The sequence below is a fragment of the Halomonas dongshanensis genome (genome assembly GCF_024790395.1).
Classification (GTDB): domain Bacteria; phylum Pseudomonadota; class Gammaproteobacteria; order Pseudomonadales; family Halomonadaceae; genus Vreelandella; species Vreelandella dongshanensis.
The window spans coordinates 324,040-345,039 of the sequence record NZ_JAJISC010000005.1 but is presented as its reverse complement, the minus strand read 5'-3'; the positions used below and the strand labels follow the sequence as shown (position 1 = coordinate 345,039).

General features: G+C 60.4%; 23 protein-coding genes and 2 tRNA genes. 7 read left to right on the top strand and 18 right to left on the bottom strand.

What is annotated here, in order from left to right; genetic code table 11:
* Positions 1–2: 2 nt before the first annotated feature.
* From moaC to LLY24_RS12740, 9 genes are all read right to left on the bottom strand, one after another.
* Complete coding sequence (gene moaC, locus LLY24_RS12780; protein WP_259036684.1) at positions 3–782, bottom strand: cyclic pyranopterin monophosphate synthase MoaC; 780 nt, start codon at positions 780–782, stop codon at positions 3–5.
* A gap of 51 nt (positions 783–833) precedes the next feature.
* Positions 834–1,379 (bottom strand): molybdopterin-guanine dinucleotide biosynthesis protein B, encoded by a 546-nt coding sequence (mobB, locus tag LLY24_RS12775; protein ID WP_259036683.1) that lies wholly within the window; start codon positions 1,377–1,379, stop codon positions 834–836.
* A gap of 36 nt (positions 1,380–1,415) precedes the next feature.
* The gene (locus LLY24_RS12770) at positions 1,416–2,651 is read right to left on the bottom strand and encodes a uracil-xanthine permease family protein (protein WP_259036682.1); all 1,236 of its coding nucleotides are present in this window, start codon (positions 2,649–2,651) and stop codon (positions 1,416–1,418) included.
* 73 nt (positions 2,652–2,724) lie between these two features.
* Positions 2,725–3,354 (bottom strand): uracil phosphoribosyltransferase, encoded by a 630-nt coding sequence (upp, locus tag LLY24_RS12765; protein WP_259036681.1) that lies wholly within the window; start codon positions 3,352–3,354, stop codon positions 2,725–2,727.
* Between the two features lie 101 nt (positions 3,355–3,455).
* Positions 3,456–4,139, bottom strand: a complete 684-nt coding sequence (gene ung / locus LLY24_RS12760) for a uracil-DNA glycosylase (RefSeq protein ID WP_259036680.1) — start codon at positions 4,137–4,139, stop codon at positions 3,456–3,458.
* 2 nt (positions 4,140–4,141) lie between these two features.
* A complete protein-coding gene (gene gpt / locus LLY24_RS12755) occupies positions 4,142–4,621 on the bottom strand; it encodes a xanthine phosphoribosyltransferase (RefSeq protein WP_259036679.1) in 480 nt (159 codons plus the stop codon).
* A gap of 8 nt (positions 4,622–4,629) precedes the next feature.
* Entirely contained in the window at positions 4,630–5,175 is a 546-nt protein-coding gene (locus LLY24_RS12750; RefSeq protein ID WP_259036678.1) for an adenine phosphoribosyltransferase, read from the bottom strand.
* 35 nt (positions 5,176–5,210) lie between these two features.
* Positions 5,211–6,509: an NCS2 family permease gene (locus LLY24_RS12745; protein WP_259036677.1), complete on the bottom strand. Its 1,299-nt coding sequence runs from the start codon at positions 6,507–6,509 to the stop codon at positions 5,211–5,213.
* 230 nt (positions 6,510–6,739) lie between these two features.
* Positions 6,740–7,366 carry a riboflavin synthase subunit alpha gene (locus tag LLY24_RS12740; RefSeq protein ID WP_259036676.1) on the bottom strand — a complete coding sequence of 209 codons (627 nt, stop codon included), beginning with the start codon at positions 7,364–7,366 and terminating at the stop codon, positions 6,740–6,742.
* Between the two features lie 488 nt (positions 7,367–7,854).
* On the opposite strand from LLY24_RS12740, the gene LLY24_RS12735 reads away from it, so the two are divergent.
* From LLY24_RS12735 to LLY24_RS12720, 4 genes are all read left to right on the top strand, one after another.
* Complete coding sequence (locus LLY24_RS12735) at positions 7,855–8,898, top strand: methionine ABC transporter ATP-binding protein (RefSeq protein WP_259036675.1); 1,044 nt, start codon at positions 7,855–7,857, stop codon at positions 8,896–8,898.
* Complete coding sequence (locus tag LLY24_RS12730) at positions 8,879–9,532, top strand: methionine ABC transporter permease (protein ID WP_259036674.1); 654 nt, start codon at positions 8,879–8,881, stop codon at positions 9,530–9,532. The genes LLY24_RS12735 and LLY24_RS12730 overlap by 20 nt, the downstream gene beginning before the upstream one ends.
* A 125-nt stretch (positions 9,533–9,657) precedes the next feature.
* The gene (locus LLY24_RS12725) at positions 9,658–10,464 is read left to right on the top strand and encodes a MetQ/NlpA family ABC transporter substrate-binding protein (RefSeq protein WP_259036673.1); all 807 of its coding nucleotides are present in this window, start codon (positions 9,658–9,660) and stop codon (positions 10,462–10,464) included.
* Between the two features lie 79 nt (positions 10,465–10,543).
* Positions 10,544–11,041: a GAF domain-containing protein gene (locus tag LLY24_RS12720; RefSeq protein WP_259036672.1), complete on the top strand. Its 498-nt coding sequence runs from the start codon at positions 10,544–10,546 to the stop codon at positions 11,039–11,041.
* Between the two features lie 48 nt (positions 11,042–11,089).
* Here LLY24_RS12720 and LLY24_RS12715 read toward each other — a convergent pair.
* Together LLY24_RS12715 and LLY24_RS12710 are read right to left on the bottom strand one after the other, a co-directional pair.
* Positions 11,090–11,166: transfer RNA gene (locus LLY24_RS12715), tRNA-Val, on the bottom strand.
* A 46-nt stretch (positions 11,167–11,212) separates the two neighbouring features.
* Positions 11,213–11,289 (bottom strand) — tRNA-Val (locus tag LLY24_RS12710).
* A 174-nt stretch (positions 11,290–11,463) separates the two neighbouring features.
* Between LLY24_RS12710 and LLY24_RS12705 the strand changes: the two genes are divergently transcribed.
* Positions 11,464–12,534: an endonuclease/exonuclease/phosphatase family protein gene (locus LLY24_RS12705; protein WP_259036671.1), complete on the top strand. Its 1,071-nt coding sequence runs from the start codon at positions 11,464–11,466 to the stop codon at positions 12,532–12,534.
* Positions 12,535–12,575: 41 nt separating this feature from the next.
* Here LLY24_RS12705 and LLY24_RS12700 read toward each other — a convergent pair whose 3' ends face one another.
* The 5 genes from LLY24_RS12700 to LLY24_RS12680 all read right to left on the bottom strand — a co-directional run bounded on the left by LLY24_RS12700 (position 12,576) and on the right by LLY24_RS12680 (position 17,157).
* The gene (locus LLY24_RS12700; protein ID WP_259036670.1) at positions 12,576–13,952 is read right to left on the bottom strand and encodes a class II fumarate hydratase; all 1,377 of its coding nucleotides are present in this window, start codon (positions 13,950–13,952) and stop codon (positions 12,576–12,578) included.
* Between the two features lie 247 nt (positions 13,953–14,199).
* Entirely contained in the window at positions 14,200–14,904 is a 705-nt protein-coding gene (gene hda / locus LLY24_RS12695) for a DnaA regulatory inactivator Hda (protein WP_259036669.1), read from the bottom strand.
* Positions 14,901–16,064: an AI-2E family transporter gene (locus LLY24_RS12690; RefSeq protein ID WP_259036668.1), complete on the bottom strand. Its 1,164-nt coding sequence runs from the start codon at positions 16,062–16,064 to the stop codon at positions 14,901–14,903. The genes hda and LLY24_RS12690 overlap by 4 nt, the downstream gene beginning before the upstream one ends.
* A gap of 198 nt (positions 16,065–16,262) precedes the next feature.
* The gene (locus tag LLY24_RS12685) at positions 16,263–16,730 is read right to left on the bottom strand and encodes a YehS family protein (RefSeq protein WP_259036667.1); all 468 of its coding nucleotides are present in this window, start codon (positions 16,728–16,730) and stop codon (positions 16,263–16,265) included.
* Complete coding sequence (locus LLY24_RS12680; RefSeq protein WP_259036666.1) at positions 16,720–17,157, bottom strand: tetratricopeptide repeat protein; 438 nt, start codon at positions 17,155–17,157, stop codon at positions 16,720–16,722. The genes LLY24_RS12685 and LLY24_RS12680 overlap by 11 nt, the downstream gene beginning before the upstream one ends.
* A gap of 501 nt (positions 17,158–17,658) precedes the next feature.
* Between LLY24_RS12680 and purM the strand changes: the two genes are divergently transcribed.
* Positions 17,659–18,726, top strand: a complete 1,068-nt coding sequence (gene purM / locus LLY24_RS12675) for a phosphoribosylformylglycinamidine cyclo-ligase (protein WP_259036665.1) — start codon at positions 17,659–17,661, stop codon at positions 18,724–18,726.
* Positions 18,723–19,478 carry a phosphoribosylglycinamide formyltransferase gene (gene purN, locus LLY24_RS12670; protein WP_259036664.1) on the top strand — a complete coding sequence of 252 codons (756 nt, stop codon included), beginning with the start codon at positions 18,723–18,725 and terminating at the stop codon, positions 19,476–19,478. The genes purM and purN overlap by 4 nt, the downstream gene beginning before the upstream one ends.
* 68 nt (positions 19,479–19,546) lie before the next feature.
* Here purN and dcd read toward each other — a convergent pair whose 3' ends face one another.
* Together dcd and apbC are read right to left on the bottom strand one after the other, a co-directional pair.
* A complete protein-coding gene (gene dcd / locus LLY24_RS12665; RefSeq protein ID WP_259036663.1) occupies positions 19,547–20,113 on the bottom strand; it encodes a dCTP deaminase in 567 nt (188 codons plus the stop codon).
* A gap of 10 nt (positions 20,114–20,123) precedes the next feature.
* Positions 20,124–20,927, bottom strand: a complete 804-nt coding sequence (gene apbC, locus LLY24_RS12660; protein ID WP_259036662.1) for an iron-sulfur cluster carrier protein ApbC — start codon at positions 20,925–20,927, stop codon at positions 20,124–20,126.
* Positions 20,928–21,000: the final 73 nt, after the last annotated feature.

Sequence of the window (21,000 nt, the reverse complement as noted above, 5' to 3'; positions counted from 1 at the left end):
GCTCAGCCCCCTGTTACCGGTGGAAAGAACGCCACTTCATCGCCGTCGGTCACCGGTGCGGCATCGTTGGCCATCACCTGATTGATGGCGCAGAGCGTGCGCTTTTCGTTGAGCACGCTAAAGCGCGCATCCTGAGCCTGCAGCGCCCGCTTTACCCCGGCAATATCGCCCTGTTCGAGCTGCTTTAGCGGCACCATGAATTCGCTATCGCCCACGCGCTCGCGCAGCTCGGCAAGGAATTTGACGTGCACGCTCGGGACCTCGGCGCCTTGAACACTCTGTTCGTTCTCAGCGCTCACCGCTGGGGCGTGCTCGCGCCGGTAGTCGCCGCGCTGGCCACCGCGTTTGCTGTCGAGCTGAATCGTCTCGATGCACATGCCCTTATCGACCGCTTTACACATGTCATAGAGGGTGAGACAGGCCACCGATACCGCCGTGAGCGCCTCCATCTCGACGCCGGTTTGGCCGCTCAAGCGGCACAGCGCCGACACTTCGACGCAGCTCTCCTGCCAGTTAAGATCGAAATCGACCGTTACCTTGGTCAGCGCCAAGGCATGGCACAGCGGAATCAGCTCGTGGGTACGCTTGGCCGCCTGAATACCGGCAATGCGTGCGGTAGCCAGCACGTCACCTTTGGGTAGCTTGCCGTCGCTGAGTAGCGCAAGCGTGGCTGGCTGCATCACTATGCGCCCGGAGGCGACGGCCTCACGCTGCGTGGTCGGCTTATCGCCAACGTCCACCATCGCGGCTTCACCGCGGGCGTTGAGATGCGTCAAAGGCATAGATATCGCTCCTGTAGCAGATAATGCAGCGGCGCCCAGAGTGCCTTGGCATTACGCGCGCATCGACCACGCCTTCTGCCACGCCAAGACCCACTGCGCGATTTCCTCGATATTATCAAGATCGAGGCGCTCAACCGAGCCCGCAAGCGCAAGCGTTGACGCCGCAGGGAGCGCCACCGCCTCGATATACGGATCATCGAGCAGTGTCGCCTCGCCCACCTCCTCGCGATAGAGCGCAAGCTTGGGCAGCGGCCAGGCTTTAAAGCCCTCGACCAGAATCAAATCCGGCGCCTGGGGCCTAAGCATCGCCACCAGCTGGTTCAAGTCGGGCTCGGCCTGCCCCGGCGTCTCCTGCATCAGCGCAAAGCGCTCGCGCGAGGCCACCAGCACCGGCGCCGCGCCCGCTTCGCGCAGCCGATAACTATCCTTACCCGGCACATCGACATCGAAGCTGTGGTGCGCATGCTTGATCACTGCCACACGCAGCCCAAGCTCACGCAAGCGCGGCAGCAGCGCCGTCAGCAGCGTCGTCTTCCCGGTGCCGCTCCAGGCGGCGATACCCAGCGTAGGGGTAACGTGTTCGTCGATAGCGGGCATAGCGCCTCTGTCCGATTGCATTGCGTGATGAACCCCTCAGGCAGCTTCCTCTTCGCGCGGTAGTATCCAGTTGAGGGCAATACCCACGAGCGCGGCGAGGCTGACTCCCTGCAGGGTGAACTGACCGCCGCCGAACTGCATGCCGCCGATACCAAAGACCAGAATCAACGAGATAATCACCAGATTGCGCGGCGCCGTCAGCGAGCGTCCGGCGCGAACCAAGGTATTCATGCCCACCACGGCGATGGAGCCGAACAGCAGCGTCATGATACCACCCATGACTGGGCCAGGGATGGTTTGCAGCAGCGCTCCGAGCTTGCCCATGAACGCCAGTACGATGGCAAACACCGCAGCCACGATCATGAACATCGGGTTGAAGGCGCGGGTCAGCGTCACCGCCCCGGTGACCTCCGAGTAAGTCGTATTGGGCGGGCCGCCGAAAAGCGCAGCCACACTGGTCGCCAACCCATCGCCCAAGAGCGTGCGGTGCAGGCCGGGCTTTTCCAGGTAGTTCTTGCGCGTCACCGAGCCAATGGCGACCATGTCGCCGATGTGCTCGACGGCAGGCGCGATGGCGACGGGAATCATGAACAGAATGGCCGCCCAGTGAAAGCTGGGCGCGGTGAAGTTAGGCAGTGCAAGCCAAGCCGCTTCGTGCACCGTGGTGAAGTCGACCACGCCCATCACTAGCGATAGCGAATAGCCCACGACGATACCGCCCATAATGGGCACCAAACGCAGTAGGCCGCGCCCGAATACCGCCAGAACGAGCGTCACCAGCAGGCTCGACATCGACAGGAAAATCGCTGCGCCGTAGCCGATGTTGTCGCTGGTCTCTCCGGTGGCCATGCTTACCGCGACCGGCGCCAGCGCCAAGCCGATCACCATGATGACAGGACCTACGACGATGGGCGGCAGCAGGCGATTGAGCCAGCCCACGCCCTTTATCCGTACCGCTTGGGAAATGGCCACATAGACGAGCCCTGCCACCATCAACCCACCCATGGTGGCCGAGACCCCAAAGCTTGCGATCGAGCCCTGAATCGGGGCGATAAAGGCAAACGACGAGGCCAGAAAGACCGGCACGCTCTTGCGCGTGACACCGTGGAAGATCAGCGTGCCGATACCGGCGGTGAACAGCGCAACACTTGGGTCGAGCCCGGTCAATAGCGGCACCAGCACCAAAGCGCCGAAGGCGACGAAGAGCATCTGAGCGCCGGTGAGCAACAGCTTGGGCCACGGCTCGGCCTGACGCGTAGGGGTGTCGTTCATTGTTGTCCTCTCATGCTTACCCGCAAAAAAATGCCCCCGACGCGAAGCGCAAGGGGCAGAGTGATCGGGACGCTCAGCGCGTTCCGAATATCTTGTCGCCGGCATCGCCTAAGCCGGGCACGATATAACCGTTTTCATCCAGGCGATCGTCGACTGAAGCGGTGTAGATCTCAACGTCGGGATGGGCCTCTTGCACTCGCGCGATGCCTTCGGGCGCAGCGACCAGTACGATCACTTTCATCTGAGTGCAGCCGCGTTCGCGCAGCATATCGAGAGTGGCGACCATAGAGCCACCGGTCGCCAGCATCGGGTCGATGACGATCGCCATACGCTCTTCGATGTCATTGGCGAACTTGGCGAAATAGGGCACCGGCTGTAGCGTCTCTTCGTCACGATAGAGGCCGACGACGCTAACGCGGGCGCTAGGGATCAGATCGGTCACCCCTTCGAGCATGCCTAGACCTGCGCGCAGAATCGGCACGACGGTGACTTTCTTGCCCTTGAGTCGGCGCGTGGCGATGGGTTCGCCGTTCCAGCCCTGAATCTCGTGATCTTCGAGGTCGAGGTCTTTGGTCGCTTCGTAGGTAAGCAGTTTGGCCACTTCCCCAGCCAATTCACGGAAGCTCTTGGTGCTGAGGTCGACTTCGCGCATCAGTCCCAGCTTATGCTGAACGAGCGGGTGGTTAATGGCGTAAACACTCATGGGGCTTCCTCACAACAGGGACAGGGGTACAGGATGACGGCCAGCGGCCAGAACACCTGACCAGAAATCGCGCGACATTCTACTCGCAAGCGTAGGCCAGGTTAAGGGGTTTGGGGTAATTGCCACTCGATGGGCGCCCTTCCCTGCGCCTGCAGGAAAGCGTTGGCCTGGGAGAACGGCCGAGTACCGAAAAAGCCGCGGTGCGCCGAGAGTGGCGATGGGTGCGGCGATTCAATGATGCAGTGACGCTGGCGGTCGATGAGTGCCTTTTTCTGCCGCGCGTGGCTGCCCCACAAAATAAACACGCAGGGCTTGGCGTGGGCACTGACGATCTCTACGGCACGATCGGTAAACGGCTCCCACCCCTTCCCGCGGTGGGAACCGGCGTTACCGCGCTCGACGGTGAGCGCGGTATTTAGCAACAAAACCCCTTGGCGCGCCCAGGCCTCAAGATGACCGTGCCCGACGGGCCTAACGCCGAGGTCGCTGGCAAGCTCTTTGTAGATGTTGCCAAGTGAAGGCGGCACAGGAATGCCGGGCTGGACCGAAAAGCTCAAGCCGTGCGCCTGGTGCGGCCCGTGGTACGGGTCCTGCCCCAAGATTACCACCTTGACATCGGAGAGTGGCGTGAGCTCGAACGCTCGAAACCAGTTCGACGAGTGCGGGTAGATCTCCTTCCGCTGGGCTTTTTCATCGGCCAAAAAGCGCTTGAGCGACGCCATGTAGTCGGCCTCGAACTCCGCGCCCAGCCAGTGAGCCCAATCATCGGGAAGCGGCGCTTTCATACTTACCTCTTGAACTGATCGGCGAGCGGTTCGACGTAGGCCACGCCCATGTCCCAGGGGAACTGAATCCAACAGTGCTGAGCAACTTCGGTCAGGTATTGGTCAACCAGCGGACGCCCCTGCGGCTTGGCGTAGATGGTGACGAAATGCGCCTTGGGCAACATCTCGCGTACCGCGCGGGCGGTTTTGCCGGTATCCACCAAGTCATCGACCAGAAGCCAGCCGTCACCGTCGTGATCCACGCCTTTCATCACGTCCAAACGGCTCTGATCCATATGGTCGTAGCTCTTGATGCAGACCGTATCGATCAGGCGAATGTTGAGCTCACGGGCCACCAGCGCTGCCGGGATCAAGCCGCCGCGAGTGATCGCGATGATGCCTTTGAAATCACGCTCGATGAGCTGGTGGCAAAGCTGGCGAACGTCGCGGTGCAACTGATCCCAGGAGACGGTGAAGTGTTGGTGATAGCGCTCGCTACTCATGGGAGGCGTTACTCGTCTTCGGTGAAGGAACAGACCGCGAACACACTGAAACCAGCGTCGCGAATCTTTTGCGATCCGCCGAGTTCCGGCAGATCGATGATGGTAGCCGTTTCGACCACCTGACCGCCGCAGCGCTGGATCAGGTTGGCGGCGGCAAGCATGGTGCCGCCGGTGGCGATGAGATCATCCATCAGCAGGATGCGATCACCTTCGTGGAAGGCGTCGGCGTGAAGCTCGACCTCGGAGTGACCGTACTCCAGGGTGTAGGTCTCGCTGATGGTCTTGAACGGCAGCTTACCCTTCTTGCGCACCGGCACGAAGCTGCAACCAAGTTCGTAGGCCAGCGGCGCGCCAATGATAAAGCCGCGCGCGTCGATCGCCGCGATGGCGTCCAGGTTCATCTCCTGGTAGCGGTGTACGAAGCTGTCGATCAGCTTGCGAAACGCCGCGCTGTTCTGTAACAGCGGCGTGATGTCACGAAAATTCACGCCCTGCTCGGGCCAGTCGGGAACCGTGCGAATAACGGACTTGATGTAATCGCCGTAAATACTCATCGCGTCTCTCGTTGCGTTAAAACGTTAAGGATAGATCAATCCAGGAACAGGAATTTGGCGGCAAACAGCAGCGCCAAGATGACCACGGCCGGGTTCAAATCCTTGAAGCGGCCGGATAGCGTCTTGATGGCCACGAAGCTAATGAAGCCGAGGGCGATGCCTTCGGCAATCGAGAAGGTCAACGGCATGGCCAGCGCGGCGATCAGTACCGGAGCGGCGTCGGTCGGGTCTTCCCAGTTGGCGTGTGCCAAGCTTCCCGCCATCAGCACGGCGACGTACAACAGCGCACCTGCGGTAGCGTAGGCTGGAATCGAGCCCGCCAGCGGCGAGAACATCAGGCTGATCAAAAACAGCACGCCCACGACCACGGCGGTAAGACCGGTACGGCCACCCGAGGCAATGCCCGCCGTCGACTCGACATAGCTTGTGGTCGTCGAGGTGCCCAGCGCCGCCCCGGCCATGGTCGCGGTGCTGTCGGCCATCATCGCGCGGCCGATACGCGGCAGTTTGCCGTCTTTATCGAGCAGCTTGCCGCGGTGCGCCACGCCCACCAGCGTGCCCGAGGTATCGAATAGATCGACGAAGAGAAACGCGAAGATGACGCTCAGCATGGCGACGTCCAGCGCTCCCGCAAGATCCATCGCCATGAAGGTAGGCGCGATGGAGGGCGGCATCGACATGATGCCACCGTACTGATTATGGCCCAGCACCATGGAGAGCACGGTGATGCCGAGAATACCGATCATCACCGCCCCGGTGACCTGTAGATAGGCCAAGGCGGTGATGACGAAAAAGCCTAGCAGCGCGTAGAGCGCGGCGGGCTCGGACAGATCGCCCATGGCAACGAAGGTGGCCGGATTGGCGACCACGATGCCCGCATTCTTCAGCGCGATCATCCCCAAAAAGAGGCCGATACCTGCCGCAATCCCTAAACGCAGCGAGAGCGGAATCGAGTTGATGATCCACTCGCGGATTCTGAAGATGCTGAGAACGAAGAAGGTCAAGCCGGAGAAGAATACCGCCCCTAGCGCCGCCTCCCAGCTGTAGCCCATGCCCAGCACGACGCCATAGGTGAAGAAAGCGTTCAAGCCCATACCCGGCGCCTGCGCGATAGGGTAGTTGGCCCAAATGCCCATGACCAAACAGCCCACCGCCGCCGCCAAGCAAGTAGCCACGAAGACGGCGCCGTAATCCATTCCCGCCTCGGAGAGAATGCTAGGGTTGACGAAGATGATGTACGCCATGGTCAAGAAGGTGGTGACGCCTGCGATCACCTCCGTCTTGACGTTGGTATTGTGTTCGCTCAGCTTGAACTGCTTATCGAGAAATTTCATGGAGGTTTTCGTCCTTCACGCCAGCGCCGTGGCACCCCAGTTGCGAGAAAAGCCGCACATACTACCTAAAGGCGCTTGGCTATGCGAGCGCCCATTGTACGGCCATGGCCGAGCCCATCTCGGCCTAGCTATCGTTGGTGCTGCCGTGAGTATCGACGTCAGCCCTTGCCTCAGTGCTTAGCAAACTTCGGGCCAGCGTTTAACCGATCGGTCAGATCACCTACCCGCCACTAGCTACCGCGCTGCTGCGCCAATACGCGCTCGACCGTTTCGACGATAACCTGGGTCTGAGGGTCGATCTCGATATTGACGTAGTCGTTGGGCGCTCGCTCGCCAAGGGTGGTGCGCGCCAGCGTCTCGGGAATGAGGTTGACGCAAAACTCGACGCCACGCGGGCCGCTACGCACCTCGCCTACCGTTAGGCTAATCCCATCGACGCCGATATAGCCCTTCTCGAACACGAACCGGGCGTAGGTGGGTGGCAGTGCAAACCACAAGCGACGATTGTTCGGCGCCTCTTCGATGGTCGTCAGTTCCGCCATACAGATAACGTGCCCAGACATCGCATGACCACCGATCTCATCGCCAAAGCGCGCCGCGCGCTCTATATTGACGCGCTGGCCGATTTCGAGCGCACCAAGATTGGTCAAGCGCAGGGTTTCGCGCATCAAATCGAAGCTTACGTGATCGCCGTCGATCTTCGTTACGGTCAAGCACACGCCGTTATGCGCCACCGAAGCGCCGATTTCGAGTCCCAAACGCAAATCGCCCGGCAGGGCCACGATGTGGGTACGAAACCCTTCGGCTTCATGAATATCGACGACCTCCGCCGTTCCTTGAACGATACCGGTAAACATGGCTCTCCCCTTGGCAACCTGGCCCTTCATACTCAACTAATAAGCAGTGCAGGCATGATAGCGCCGCTGGGAGGCGAAGAAAAACGAGAATTTCGCCTTACTTAGCGTCCTTGCAGCAAGTCTTCTCAGTAATAACATCCATATTTATACTGCAATTCAGAACATCAATCTGTTCTTGGTCATCAAAACCTTAGATATGCCTTTTTCGATTGACAGCTTGCCACCTCGACTTTAGACTTTCGACCAAATTGAGATGACGCCGATTTGTACCCAGATTGCGGGCGTCCACCGAGCCATTGGCGCGGTGAAGTGCAGCTAAAAGGGTGTGTCCAGCGTTGATGGCCACCCGCCAGGGTGGCCTTTTTTTATGCCATTCTTAAGCGCTTGCACTCACCCGCCTCTGGCCTCTTTTCCAGAGCACAGGCCGCGTACACACGTCGCCATGCCTGAACTCAACCCTGCACGAACAGCCATGATAGAACCCAGTCATGATAGAACTCAGTAACGTCAGCAAGATCTACGACAGCGGCCAGAGCGCCGTGCACGCCCTGAGATCGGTCGACCTCAAGGTCGCCAAGGGCACCATTCACGGCGTGATCGGCCTTTCAGGGGCGGGTAAATCGACGCTCATTCGCTGCGTGAATCTTCTCGAGCGCCCCTCGAGCGGCAGCGTGATCGTCGACGGCCAAGAGATGACGCGCCTCGATACCCAGGCGCTGAACCGCGCGCGCCACCGCATTGGCATGATCTTTCAGCACTTCAACCTGCTCACCACGCGCACGGTCTACGCCAACGTTGCCCTGCCGCTCGAACTGATGGGCATCAAGCGTCAGGCGATCAAAGCTCGCGTGTTGCCACTGCTTGACATGGTAGGCCTGGGCGACAAAGCCAAGCAGTACCCGTCGCAGCTTTCGGGCGGCCAGAAGCAGCGAGTTGCCATCGCTCGCGCCCTGGCCAGCAAACCCAGCGTACTGCTCTGCGACGAAGCCACCTCCGCCCTGGACCCCCAAACCACCAGCTCGATTCTGGAGCTTTTGCGCGATATAAACCAGCAGCTCGGCATTACCATTTTGCTGATCACCCACGAGATGGAGGTCGTGAAGTCGATCTGCCACCGCGTGAGCCTAATCTCCAACGGTGAGCTGGTCGAAGACACCGAAGTGGGCGATTTCTTCACCGCACCGCAAACCCAGCTTGGGCGCGACTTCCTCAACGACTTTCTTCAGTTGGCGCCACCCAAGGAGCTACTGGCGCGCCTGCTCGACGCGCCTAGCGAGACGACTCACCCGGTGGTGCGCCTCACGTTCTCGGGTGATACGGTCTCGACGCCGCTCATTTCTCGCCTAGCGCGTGAGTGCGGCGTCGACGTCAGCATTCTGCAAGCCAAGGTGGAGTCCATTCAGGAGCGCACCCTGGGGCTGATGATCGCCGAACTCATGGGCGGCGCAGACGAAACCCAGAAAGCCATGGACTACTTGGCTTCACATCAACTCGACGTAGAGGTGCTTGGCCATGTCCAGCGCAATGCTTGATCTCATCCTTCAGGCGACCCTGGATACGCTCTACATGGTGGCGGTTTCGGGGCTGATTTCGACGCTGCTGGGCCTTCCGCTCGGGGTCTTGCTCTACGTTACCCGCCCGCGCCAGATTCTCTCCCGCCCGCTGCTCAATCAGGGTCTAAGCATCATCACCAACATCGGGCGCTCGGTGCCTTTCATCATCTTGATGGTCGCGATCATTCCGTTCACCCGCATGCTGGTCGGCACGTCCATCGGCACCAACGCCGCGATAGTACCGCTCACGATTGCGGCTATCCCCTTCGTTGCCCGCCTTATCGAAGGCGCGCTGAACGAACTCTCACCGGGGCTCGTGGAAGCAGCGCAGGCAATGGGCGCGAGCCCGTGGCAAATCATCTATAAAGTACTCATCCCCGAGGCGCGTGGCGGTATCATCACCGGCCTTACCATCACGCTGGTAACGCTGGTCAGCTATTCGGCCATGGCGGGCGCGGTAGGCGGCGGCGGCCTAGGGGATTTGGGCATTCGCTATGGCTATAACCGCTTCAACCCCACCGTCATGCTCTACACGGTGATCATCTTGATCGTCATGGTGCAGGCTTTCCAAAGCCTGGGGGATTATTTGGTGCGTAAAAGCGACCGTAAATGAAGGGGTTATTGGTAAGCTTGCCCTACTCAACCGCGCAGCGTTAAGTATAACCAAAAGGCATTAGACTTCTGTTTTTTATTGCCTCAAAATCGATGCGGAAAACGCATCCTAACCGGGAGAACACGATGCAAAAGCTGATTATCGGTAGCCTGACAGCGCTGGCGCTAGCCATCAACGTCGCCAATGCAGAAACCCGTTCGATCAAGGTCGGCACCGTTGCGGGCCCCGAGTCCGATGTGATGGAAGTGGCCAAACGCATCGCCAAAGAAGAGTATGACCTCGATATCGAGATCATCGAGTTCACCGACTATGTGACGCCCAACGCCGCACTCGAAGATGGCAGCCTGGATGCCAACGCCTTCCAGCACCAGCCGTATCTGGATGTGATGGTCAACGACCGCGGCTATGATCTGGTCGCCGTCGCCCACACCTTCGTTTACCCCATCGGCGCTTACTCCGAGCGCTTCGATAGCGTCGACGATCTGCCCGAGCGCGCCGAGATCGCCCTGCCCAACGATCCGACCAACGAAGGGCGCTCGCTGATTTTGATGCATAACCAGGGTCTGATCACGCTGAACGATCCGACCAACCTGGAAGCGACGCCGATCGACATCGCCGAAAACCCGCGCAACTTCCGCTTCCGCGAGATCGAAGCCGCCCAGCTGCCGCGCGTGCTGCCCGACGTCGACATGGCCTTCATCAACAACACCTTCGCCCAGCCTGCTGGCCTGAGCCTTGACGACGCGCTGATCAAGGAAGGCCCCGAGTCGCCCTACGTCAACATCATCGCCGTGCGCGGTGGCGACGAGGAGCGCGAAGAGATCCAGCAGTTCGTCGATGCCTATCAGCGTGACGAAGTGATCGAAAAAGCCGAAGAGCTCTTCCAGGGCGGCGCCGTACCCGGCTGGGTCGACGCCGAAGACGCCGAATAATTTACCCTATTTGGCTGACACTATTTGCTTCTACTCATCAGGCCGACACATGTCGGCCTGATCCATTTTGAGACGCTCAATGACCGCTTCTATCGATGACAACGCTGTCGACTACGCCTTGCTGGGCCGCCAGCTCGAAGCACTGCTCGACACCCGCGACTGGCTGACCAATAGCGCACAAATGTGCGCATTCATTCATCAGTACGTGCCCGAGCTCAACTGGGCGGGGTTCTATCTTCAGCGCAGCAAAGACGTGCTGACGCTCGGTCCCTTCCAGGGCAAACCGGCCTGCAACCCGATACTTTTTAGCAAGGGCGTTTGCGGTGCTGCCGCGCGCAGCCAAACGACTCAGCGCATCGCCGACGTGCACGCCGTAGCCGACCACATCGCCTGCGACTCCGCCTCGCGCTCGGAGCTGGTGATTCCCCTGCTGATCGAGGGAAACATTTGGGGCGTGCTCGACCTGGACAGCCCGCGCGCCGAACGCTTTAGCGAGGCCGACCAAGCCGGTATCGAAGCACTGGTCGCCATTTTCCAGCGCCAAACCGACCTCCCCGCCTTCTGGCAAGGCGCCTGACCACCCCGACACAACGAAAAAACCCCATGCCGAAGCATGGGGTTTCATTGGTAGGACCAGGCGGATTTGAACCGCCGACCTCCACGATGTCAACGTGGCGCTCTAACCAACTGAGCTATGGTCCTGCAAATCGTCGTGCCATATCAGCGCTCTAGCTTTTGAAAGCGAGCCTGGTAGGACCAGGCGGATTTGAACCGCCGACCTCCACGATGTCAACGTGGCGCTCTAACCAACTGAGCTATGGTCCTGCTGCTTGGCAACGGATGCGTATTCTACGGCTTTCATCCTGAATTGCAAGCTTTTTCTCGACGCCTACCCATAGCGCTTTGCATCGACACGGCGCCACCGGCCGCGCTACTCTTCCAAAGCTTGGCCCGCGCGCCAAGCATCCTTTGACTGCGCGTTCATAAAAGGAGAATCGCGTGCTCGCTCCCCTTCTCTGCGGCATCTCTGCCCTGCTTCTGCTCGGCACCTTGATGGCACGTCTGCCGTCGAAATGGTGGTGGATTCGCTGCCTCGAATTCCCCCGCTTACAAATTGCGTCCGTTGCACTACTGTTCGGCGTGCTCGCACTCCTGCTCTCACCGCCAGGTCACTGGCGTACCGCCAGCATCGTGCTGAGCCTTGCGACGCTTGCGCTCCAAAGCCGCTACATTCTTCCCTGGACGCGGCTAGGCAAACGCCAGGTTCGCGATAGCCAGGAGCGCGTCGCCGAGCGCGAGCTCACCCTGCTGGTTGCCAACGTGCTGATGGATAATCGCCAAGCCGACGGTCTCAAGTGCATGATCGAGCGCGAAGACCCGGATATCGTGCTCACGCTCGAATCCGATGCATGGTGGGAAAAAGAGCTAGACGAAGTGCTGGACGAGAAGTGGCCCCATAGCGCCAAGGTGCCGCTGGACAACCTCTACGGCATGCACCTCTATTCGCGCTATCCGCTTGCCGATTGCGAAGTGAAGTGGCTAATTCAAGACGACATTCCGTCGGTTCACGCGCGCGTACAGTTGCCCAGCGAAGAGTGGATTACCTTTTACGCCCTCCACCCGCGCCCGCCAGCCCCCGGCGAGAGCGAGAAATCGCTCTGGCGCGACGCCGAGCTACTGCTGGTGGCCAAGGAGATCGATGAAAAAGGGGGGCCGACGCTAGTGGCGGGTGACCTCAACGATGTCGCTTGGTCGAGGACTACGCGCCTTTTCGCACGTACCAGCGGCATGCTCGACCCGCGTCGCGGTCGCGGGATGTTCAGTACCTTTCACGCCGAATATCACCTAGCACGCTGGCCGCTGGACCACATCTTCGTCAGCGAGCATTTTACCCTGGGCGATATGCGCCGCTTGGAAGCGTTCGGCTCCGACCACTTCCCGATTCTTGCTCGGCTGCAGTACTGCCCCGCCGAGCAGAACGCGGTCGAAACACCTAGCGCGACCGCCGAAGAGCAGCGTGAGGCCAGCGAAACCATCGCCGAAGGCAAGCGCGAAGAGCAGGAGACCTAGCCCAAGAGCCATCTCCTGCCCTCGCCTCTACTCCTCACCTATTACTCGGGAATACCGCCCTGAGTCAACACGGCAGGATCGAGTAGGCGTTCAAGCGTCGCGCGGTCCAGGTCGGTCTCCTCTTCGGCCACCTCGATGATCGGGCGGCCCGCCTGGTAGGCCTTCTTGGCCACGGCTGCGGCAGCGTTGTAGCCAATCACGCTATTGAGCGCGGTGACCAGGATGGGGTTGCGCGCCAGCGGCTCCTGCAGATGCGCTTCGCGCACCTTGAAGGTAGCAATGGCACGGTCGGCCAGCAGACGCGAGGTGTTGGTCATCAGCGTGATCGCGGTCAAGAGGTTGTTGGCCACGAGCGGCAGCATGACGTTGAGCTGGAAGTTGCCGCTCTGGCCTGCCACCGTGATCGCCGCATCCAGACCAATGACCTGGGCCGCCGCCTGGGCAGCGGATTCGGGAATCACCGGGTTGACCTTACCCGGCATGATCGAGCTACCCGGCTGCAGCGCTTCGAGTTCGATCTCCCCTAGCCCCGCCAGCGGGCCTGAGTTCATCCAGCGTAGGTCGTTGGCGATCTTCATGATCACACACGCAAGCCCCTTGAGCTGACCAGAGAGTTCGACCGCGGCATCCTGTGAGGAGAGCGAAGCGAAGAAGCTGTCGTTGGGTGCGAAATCGAGCCCCGTCTGCTTGCCAAGCGCCTTGGCTACCTTCTCGGCAAAGCCCTCCGGCGCGTTGATACCAGTACCGACCGCCGTACCGCCCAAGGCCAATCGGCACAGGCGCTGCATGGCGCTGTCGAGGCGCTCGATTGCCTGCCCCACTTGGCTCGACCAGCCGCCAAGCTCTTGGTCCATGCGCAGCGGCATGGCATCCATCAGGTGCGTACGCCCGGTCTTGACCACATGAGAAAGTTCAGCGGCACGCTTGTCGATGGTGTCGCGCAGGTGTACCAGCGCCGGGCGCAGGCGCTCGTGCACGGCCACCGCCGCCGACACGTGAATGGCCGTAGGAATCACGTCGTTGCTCGACTGCCCCATGTTGACGTGATCGTTGGGGCCTACACTTTCGCCGTCACGGCTGGCGAGCGTCGCCAACACTTCGTTGACGTTCATGTTGGTCGAGGTGCCCGATCCCGTTTGGAACACGTCGACGGGGAACTGGTCGTCATGTTCACCTTCGATTACCGCCTGGGCGGCGCGCACGATGGCATTCGCTCGCGCCTCATCGAGCAAGCCTAGTTCGCGGTTGGTCTCGGCGGCGGCGAGCTTGATCCGTGCAACAGCATGCACGAAGGCGCTCGGCAGCGGGGTATGCGAAACCGGAAAGTTGTTCACGGCACGCTGGGTCTGGGCGCCGTAGAGCGCATCGGCAGGAACGCTGAGCTCTCCCATGCTGTCGCGTTCGGTACGTGTGTTCATTCACTCACTCCTCTTGGGTCGCCATAACGGGGCGCCTTTGTAGCGCCGCTAACGCACTGCCAATGATCATTAAAAGTTCTCATTCGCAACGACATAGCCTACCGCTTGGGCGCTAAAAACCCAAGCACGACGATGCCGATACCGCATGGATATCGGCGCTGCCTTCGCGCAATGCGATCATGGCTCTGCAAAGTGTAGACAGTGGCGACGAGAAGCCCAACGAGGCGTTTTATAACCGCTCGATAAACTACCAGTTCAGCGCCGTCTTGACGAAAGGAATGGTCAGCTTGCGCTGGGCCGATAGCGAGGCTTTATCGAGCGTTTCCAGCGCGCGACACAAATCACTCAGCTCGCGCGGGCCGCGATGGAGAATATAGCGGCCAACATCGTCGGGCAGCTGCATCCCGCGTATCGCCGCACGTCTTTTGAGCGCGCCGAGCCGATCGGCATCGTCCAGCGGATGAAGATGAAAGGTGACGCCCCAGGAGAGACGCGAGGAAAGATCGGGCAGCGCGACCGGAAGCTGACGCGGCGCGGCGCGGGCCGAAATCACCAAGCGCTTGCCCGCATCGCGCAGGCGGTTGAAGGCGTGAAAGAGCCCCTCCTCCCAGCGCTTGCGGCCTAGCACCTGGTCGAGATCGTCGATGGCGACGAGATCGAGGCGCTCGATGTCTTCGAGCATCAGCGGTGGAAAGTGGCCAAGATCGGCCAGGGGAAGATAGAGCGAGCGACGGTCAGCGTCGGAGGCGGCGTGGCAGGCCGCCTGGAGCAGATGGCTCTTACCCGTGCCCGCCCCGCCCCAAACGAAGAGAAACGGCTCGCCATCAGGCTCGCCCTGGTGCATCAAGGATTCGACGAGAGGCGCGTTGGCCGCGCTGGCATAGTAGCTATCGAAGGTCGCGTCATCGCGCAACCCGACCCCCAACGGTAGCTGTGCCGGCACTTGGCTCATGGCGACTCTCTTCTTTGGTGACGAACCTGGTCGTTGCGGGCAGCGTCTTGAACTGCGTTGGCGTGAGGCGCGGCCGGCACCGATGTGTCCAGAGGGCGCTCTTGCGGCGCCGCGTAATCGGCATCGAACAGGGCGCTATGCTTGTAGCGCTCGTTCAACTCCCGCAAGAGTACCATGAGCACGGCAGCGGCAGGCAGCGCCAAGAGCACGCCTACGAAACCAAAGAGCTGTCCACCGGCAAGCACGGCAAAAATCACCGCTACCGGGTGCAGGCCAATCTTGTCACCCAACAGCTTGGGCTGGAGCACGACGCTCTCCACCGTTTGGCCAATGGCGAAGACCACCACCACGCCGAGGATGGCAAGCCAACTACCGTACTGAAACAGCGCCACCACCAGCGCCACGCAGATGCCGACGATAAAGCCCAAGAACGGCACGATACTGGCAAGCCCGGCGATGAAGCCGATCAGTAGGCCAAAGTTGAGCCCCATCAGCGTCAGCCCCAGGGCGTAGATGGCACCGAGCGCGACCATCACCAAAAGCTGGCCGCGAATGAACGAGGCCAACACCTCGTCGCAGCGCTGGGTGATGCGAAAAACGTCATCGCGCCAGTGACGCGGCACCAGGCTCGAAAGGTTGATCACCAAGCGGTTCCAGTCGAGCAACAGGTAGAAGATGATCACCGGGATCAGGCCCACATAGGTGATCCAGGTAACGAAGGCCATACCGGAACGGCCGATCTGACCCAGCGCCTGAGCCGCGTAGCCGCCTGCGTCGCGCCAGTTTTCGAGCAGTACGGCTTGAATGTTGTCGAGCTCGCTTGCAGGGTCATAGCCAGTCCAGCTCTGTACCTGAGGGGCCAGCACGTTCTCGAACCAATCGAAAACGCTGGGGATCAAGGCGCCAAGCTGCTTGGCCTGGCCGATCACTGGCGGTAGCAGCATGAGAAAGGCAGCGGCAATGCCGAGAATCAGCACCAAAAAGACAGCGCAAACGGCGAGCGGGCGATTGAGCCCCCACTGCTGAAAGCGGTTGGCCAGCGGATTCACCAGATAGGCCAAAATGGTGCCCGCAACGAACGGCATGAGCATTGAATCCAACAGATAGATCAACACGCATATCAGAACAAATAGCCCCAACCACCACCATGCCTGCCGCATTCATGCTCTCCTAAGCTTCCCCTAGGTGTAACGACCCAAGAGCCCATCCCTTCGCGTCCATCTCGCGCGCCAACACCAGCGGCGAGTAGTGTTCGATAGTAACAAACACCGCGACGAATGGCGCAGTAATCTTTGGCCCATCAGACCACCCAGCCCACCGCCGAAGCACTCGACCATCGCCTGCGCTTCTTCGGCCCCCTAGGGCGTTGGCCTATGCTGGCGCTGTAGCCCCATCAGGAAGTTACGCAGCACCTGATCTTTGCACTCGCGATAGTTCTTGTGCTCGGGCTTACGGAAGAAAGCGCTGAGTTCGTGCTGGCTCAACGTGAAGTCGGCGGCCTCGAATACGGCCAGAAGCTCTTCGGTCTTCAAATTCAGCGCGATCTTGAGCTTCTGCAAGATCAGATTGTTGTTCAGGCTCTTCTCCGGCACGGGCTGAGGGCCGTCGCGCTTGCCGCGTTTGAAGCTGATGAAGCCATTGAGAAAGGCAGCAAGCTCGCGATCCTTGAGCTTGACGACCTCTTCGTCCTCGTCTTTTTTGAGCCACCCCGCTACCTGAGCCAAGCTAACCTCGCTTTCGGCCAAGGCGAATATCTTTACCACCAGGGTATCTTTCAAATCGAAGATATAGCGGATTCGGCGTAGCACATCGTTGTTACTTAGCATCTAAGCCTGCCTCTATCTTTTCGTTGAGTGCGGCGATCTCGGCTTTGAGATCAGGGTCATCGACATTTTCAGCGCTGAGCGCTGCCTGACGTAGGCTCTCGGTGGCATCGCTAGGGCGATCAAGCTCTACATAGAGCGTTGCCATGGAAAGTCCGATGGACGCCATATGATCATGCGCCTTGATCGCAGAGGCTTTGGTCAGCGCCTTTTGATACATCGCCAGTGCGCGAGGGTACTCTTCAGTGAAGTCCGCAAGCGTCTCCCACTGCTCGGGGTGGTCCTTCTCCGTCCCCTCATGTTGCTGGCAGATCTCTTCCAACTGGCGATAGAGGGTAGCGAAGGTTTCGCTATCCTCTTTCTCGGCCGCCTTCATCAGCTTTTCGGCCAAGGAGTAGACCGCTTTGTATATTCTGGTATTGACCTTCATGTCGTCTCTCTTACTGTCTTTCTTGAGTACGTCTTTCTTAAGTGCGTCTTTCTTCGGTGCATTTCTCTTCACTGCGTCTCTTTCTACAGCTCGCTATTACCGCGTGACCCGACCCTAGGACCTAGCAGATAACGCGCCAAACGGGGCGACTTACTGAGCGCCGATGATACAGCGCCGCTTTGCTTGCCGCACACTGCTTGCCAAATACGGCTTATCAAATACGACTCGTCATACATTACCTGCCACTCATTTGCTGGGCAGGCACGCCAAGAAGGCCAGGTGCCAAAAATAACGCGGCCTCTACCGTCAACGGCCCTGCTCGAACATCTGGGCCTGGCGGCGACTTGGCTTTTGGCCCCAGGCCCGATCCTTGGTCTTGCAGGCTATGCCTGGGCAACACGGCGGTGCGATGCACGCTGAGCGGTGTTACAATCCGCCCACTTTCCGGGTACTGGCGCGCCAGCACTTCCAGCATCGCTTCAAGGCATCACAGGATCTGTCATGACCGAGACCTCCTCTTCTTCGGCTAAACCCTCCCTCAGCTACAAGGATGCCGGTGTCGACATCGACGCCGGTAACGCCCTGGTCGACCGTATCAAGCACGTCGCCAAGCGTACCGCTCGCCCCGAGGTAATGGGCGGCCTGGGTGGCTTTGGCGCACTATGCGAACTGCCGGCCGGCTATCGTCAACCGGTACTGGTCTCGGGCACCGACGGCGTGGGCACCAAGCTGCGCTTGGCGATGGACCTGGGCCAGCACGACACCATCGGTATCGACCTCGTGGCCATGTGCGTCAACGATCTGGTCGTTGCTGGTGCCGAGCCGCTGCTGTTTCTCGATTACTACGCTACCGGCAAGCTCGATGTCGATATCGCCGCGAGCGTGGTGACCGGTATCGGTGCGGGCTGTGAGCAGGCGGGCTGCGCGCTAGTTGGCGGTGAAACCGCCGAGATGCCCGGCATGTACGAAGGCAGCGACTACGATCTCGCCGGGTTCTGCGTCGGCGTGGTGGAAAAAGACGAGATTCTCGACGGCAAGCGCGTGGGCGAAGGCGACGTACTGCTGGGCCTAAGCGCCTCTGGACCCCACTCCAACGGCTACTCGCTGATTCGCAAGATCCTCGAGGTCAGCGATGCCGCACTGGATACCGACATCGACGGCACGCCGCTGGCCCAGGCGCTGATGGCGCCGACGCGCATCTACGTCAAATCGCTGCTGTCGCTGCTACGCGACACCGACTTCCCCGTGCATGCGCTGTCGCACATCACCGGGGGCGGTCTTTTGGAGAACATTCCGCGCGTGCTGCCCGACGATCTCGCTGCCGTCATCGATATCGATAGCTGGCAGCGCCCAGCCGTGTTCGACTGGCTGAAACAGGCAGGCAACGTCGACGAAACCGAGATGCACCGCGTGCTCAACTGCGGCATCGGCATGGTCGTGGTGGTCCCCACAGAAACCGCCGACCAGGCTCAGGCGCACCTCGAAGCCCAGGGCGAGCGCGTGCACCGCATCGGCCATATCGCCAAGCGCGCAGGTGACGCCGTCGTTCTGGAGAACCTCAAGGCATGAGCGGGACCGACTACCAAAGCGATACGCTCAACGACATCACCCCCGAACCGCTCGGCGCTCGCCGGGTGGTGGTGCTGATTTCGGGTAGCGGCAGCAACCTTCAAGCGCTGATCGACGCCCAGGAGCACGATCGCCTGGGCGGCGAAATCGTCGCGGTGATTTCCAACGTGCCCGACGCCTACGGTCTTACCCGGGCGCGCGAGGCGGGGATCGATGCCGTGGTACTGCCCCACCGCGAATACGAAAGTCGCGACGCCTTCGATGGCGCCTTGATCAAGGTCATCGAGCGTCACGAGCCGGATCTGATCGTGCTGGCCGGGTTCATGCGCATTCTCTCCGAGCGCTTCGTTCAGCGCTTTTTGGGTCGCATGGTCAACATTCACCCGTCGCTGCTCCCGGCCTACCAGGGCCTCGACACCCATGCCCGCGTACTGGCCGATCAAGGCAAGCTGCACGGCTGCAGCGTGCACTTCGTCACCGAAGAGCTCGACGGCGGCCCGGTGGTGCTCCAGGCGGAGCTCGACGTTAGCCCCGAGGACAGCGTCGAGACGCTCAAGGAGAAGGTGCACGCGCGCGAGCATTTGATTCTGCCCATCGCCGTGCGCTGGTTCCTCGAAGGCCGCCTCCAGTTCAGCGGCGAAGGCGCGCGCATGGATGGCCATCTACTGCCAGCAAGCGGCATGCGGTTGACGCACGCCGATGCCGCCGAAGAGCTCGACGAGAACGCTGACGAACACGACGACCTCGCCTAAAACGCAAACGCCTTGCCGACCGACATCGACAAGGCGTTTTGCTTTCAAACGTGAACACCGCGCAATGACTAGGTGCGCGGCAGGGTAACGCCACGTTGACCCATGTACTTACCGCCGCGGTCCTTGTAGGAAGTCTCGCACACCTCGTTCGACTCCAAGAACAGCATCTGGGCCACGCCTTCGTTGGCGTAGATCTTGGCCGGAAGGTTGGTGGTGTTGGAGAACTCCAGGGTCACGTGCCCTTCCCACTCAGGCTCCAGCGGCGTGACGTTGACGATGATGCCGCAGCGCGCGTAGGTCGACTTGCCTAGACAAATGGTCAGCACGCTACGCGGAATGCGGAAGTACTCAACGGTACGCGCCAGGGCGAAGGAGTTGGGCGGAATGATGCAGACGTCGCCTTTGACGTCGACGAAGCTCTTTTCATCGAACGCCTTAGGATCGACGATGGCCGAATGAATATTGGTGAACACCTTGAATTCGTCGGCGCAGCGCACGTCGTAACCGTAGCTCGAAGTGCCGTAGGAGATGACGCGCTGCTCGTTCACGTAGCGAACCTGACCGGCTTCGAAGGGCTCGATCATCGCCTCGCCTTCCGCCATCCGGCGAATCCACTTGTCTGACTTGATGCTCATGGGTTGTGTTTCACTCACTAAAGGAAATCGTCGGCCCCTGGTGCGACTGGCCGTTTACCGCCTCGGCGACCTGACGGGCAATCGAGGCAAAGGTCTGGCTGACCGCGCTATCGGGCTCGGAGACGACGCTGGGTTTGCCGGAATCGGCCAGCTCACGAATGGAGAGCGCCAGCGGCAATCGCCCTAGCACGCGCGTGGCATACTCCTCGGCAATACGCTCGCCGCCGCCGGTTCCAAAAATTGCCGCCTCATGGCCACACTGCTCGCAGTGATAGACGCTCATGTTCTCGACCACGCCCACTACCGGCACCTTCACCTTGCGAAACATCTCGATGCCCTTACGCGCATCGAGCAGGGCGATGTCCTGCGGCGTGGTAACGATCACAGCACCCGAGGCGGGCACCTTCTGTGCCAGCGTCAACTGCACGTCGCCGGTTCCCGGCGGCATGTCGATGAGGAGAAAATCCAGGTCGTCCCACACGGTCTGGTTCAACATCTGCTGGAAAGCACCCGCTACCATCGGCCCACGCCATACCATGGGCTCTTTGGTATTGACCAGAAAGGCCATGGACATCGCCTGGATGCCGTGCGCTTCGATGGGCAAAAACTTGTTGTCGCCAGGAGCTGCCTTCGGGCGTACGCCCTCATCGACGCCGAGCATCTGCGCTTGGCTCGGGCCATGAATGTCGGCATCGAGAATGCCCACGCGGTACCCTTCACGTGCCAACGCCAGCGCCAAATTGACGGTAACGGTCGATTTGCCGACGCCGCCCTTGCCGGAAGCCACGGCCACGATATGCTTCACGCCTTCCATTCGTTGGTCTCCTCGCCATCGAAGATGCACTCTGCGGGTAGAGCATGATACCCGTGCTAGCGCCATCCATAAA

Bases quoted from the DNA above. Each gene is read 5' to 3' on its own strand.
- moaC (WP_259036684.1), bottom strand. From the start codon at position 782: ATGCCTTTGACGCATCTCAACGCCCGCGGTGAAGCCGCGATGGTGGAC.
- mobB (WP_259036683.1), bottom strand. From the start codon at position 1,379: ATGCCCGCTATCGACGAACACGTTACCCCTACGCTGGGTATCGCCGCC.
- LLY24_RS12770 (WP_259036682.1), bottom strand. From the start codon at position 2,651: ATGAACGACACCCCTACGCGTCAGGCCGAGCCGTGGCCCAAGCTGTTG.
- upp (WP_259036681.1), bottom strand. From the start codon at position 3,354: ATGAGTGTTTACGCCATTAACCACCCGCTCGTTCAGCATAAGCTGGGA.
- ung (WP_259036680.1), bottom strand. From the start codon at position 4,139: ATGAAAGCGCCGCTTCCCGATGATTGGGCTCACTGGCTGGGCGCGGAG.
- gpt (WP_259036679.1), bottom strand. From the start codon at position 4,621: ATGAGTAGCGAGCGCTATCACCAACACTTCACCGTCTCCTGGGATCAG.
- LLY24_RS12750 (WP_259036678.1), bottom strand. From the start codon at position 5,175: ATGAGTATTTACGGCGATTACATCAAGTCCGTTATTCGCACGGTTCCC.
- LLY24_RS12745 (WP_259036677.1), bottom strand. From the start codon at position 6,509: ATGAAATTTCTCGATAAGCAGTTCAAGCTGAGCGAACACAATACCAAC.
- LLY24_RS12740 (WP_259036676.1), bottom strand. From the start codon at position 7,366: ATGTTTACCGGTATCGTTCAAGGAACGGCGGAGGTCGTCGATATTCAT.
- LLY24_RS12735 (WP_259036675.1), top strand. From the start codon at position 7,855: ATGATAGAACTCAGTAACGTCAGCAAGATCTACGACAGCGGCCAGAGC.
- LLY24_RS12730 (WP_259036674.1), top strand. From the start codon at position 8,879: ATGTCCAGCGCAATGCTTGATCTCATCCTTCAGGCGACCCTGGATACG.
- LLY24_RS12725 (WP_259036673.1), top strand. From the start codon at position 9,658: ATGCAAAAGCTGATTATCGGTAGCCTGACAGCGCTGGCGCTAGCCATC.
- LLY24_RS12720 (WP_259036672.1), top strand. From the start codon at position 10,544: ATGACCGCTTCTATCGATGACAACGCTGTCGACTACGCCTTGCTGGGC.
- LLY24_RS12700 (WP_259036670.1), bottom strand. From the start codon at position 13,952: ATGAACACACGTACCGAACGCGACAGCATGGGAGAGCTCAGCGTTCCT.
- hda (WP_259036669.1), bottom strand. From the start codon at position 14,904: ATGAGCCAAGTGCCGGCACAGCTACCGTTGGGGGTCGGGTTGCGCGAT.
- LLY24_RS12690 (WP_259036668.1), bottom strand. From the start codon at position 16,064: ATGCGGCAGGCATGGTGGTGGTTGGGGCTATTTGTTCTGATATGCGTG.
- LLY24_RS12685 (WP_259036667.1), bottom strand. From the start codon at position 16,730: ATGCTAAGTAACAACGATGTGCTACGCCGAATCCGCTATATCTTCGAT.
- LLY24_RS12680 (WP_259036666.1), bottom strand. From the start codon at position 17,157: ATGAAGGTCAATACCAGAATATACAAAGCGGTCTACTCCTTGGCCGAA.
- purM (WP_259036665.1), top strand. From the start codon at position 17,659: ATGACCGAGACCTCCTCTTCTTCGGCTAAACCCTCCCTCAGCTACAAG.
- purN (WP_259036664.1), top strand. From the start codon at position 18,723: ATGAGCGGGACCGACTACCAAAGCGATACGCTCAACGACATCACCCCC.
- dcd (WP_259036663.1), bottom strand. From the start codon at position 20,113: ATGAGCATCAAGTCAGACAAGTGGATTCGCCGGATGGCGGAAGGCGAG.
- apbC (WP_259036662.1), bottom strand. From the start codon at position 20,927: ATGGAAGGCGTGAAGCATATCGTGGCCGTGGCTTCCGGCAAGGGCGGC.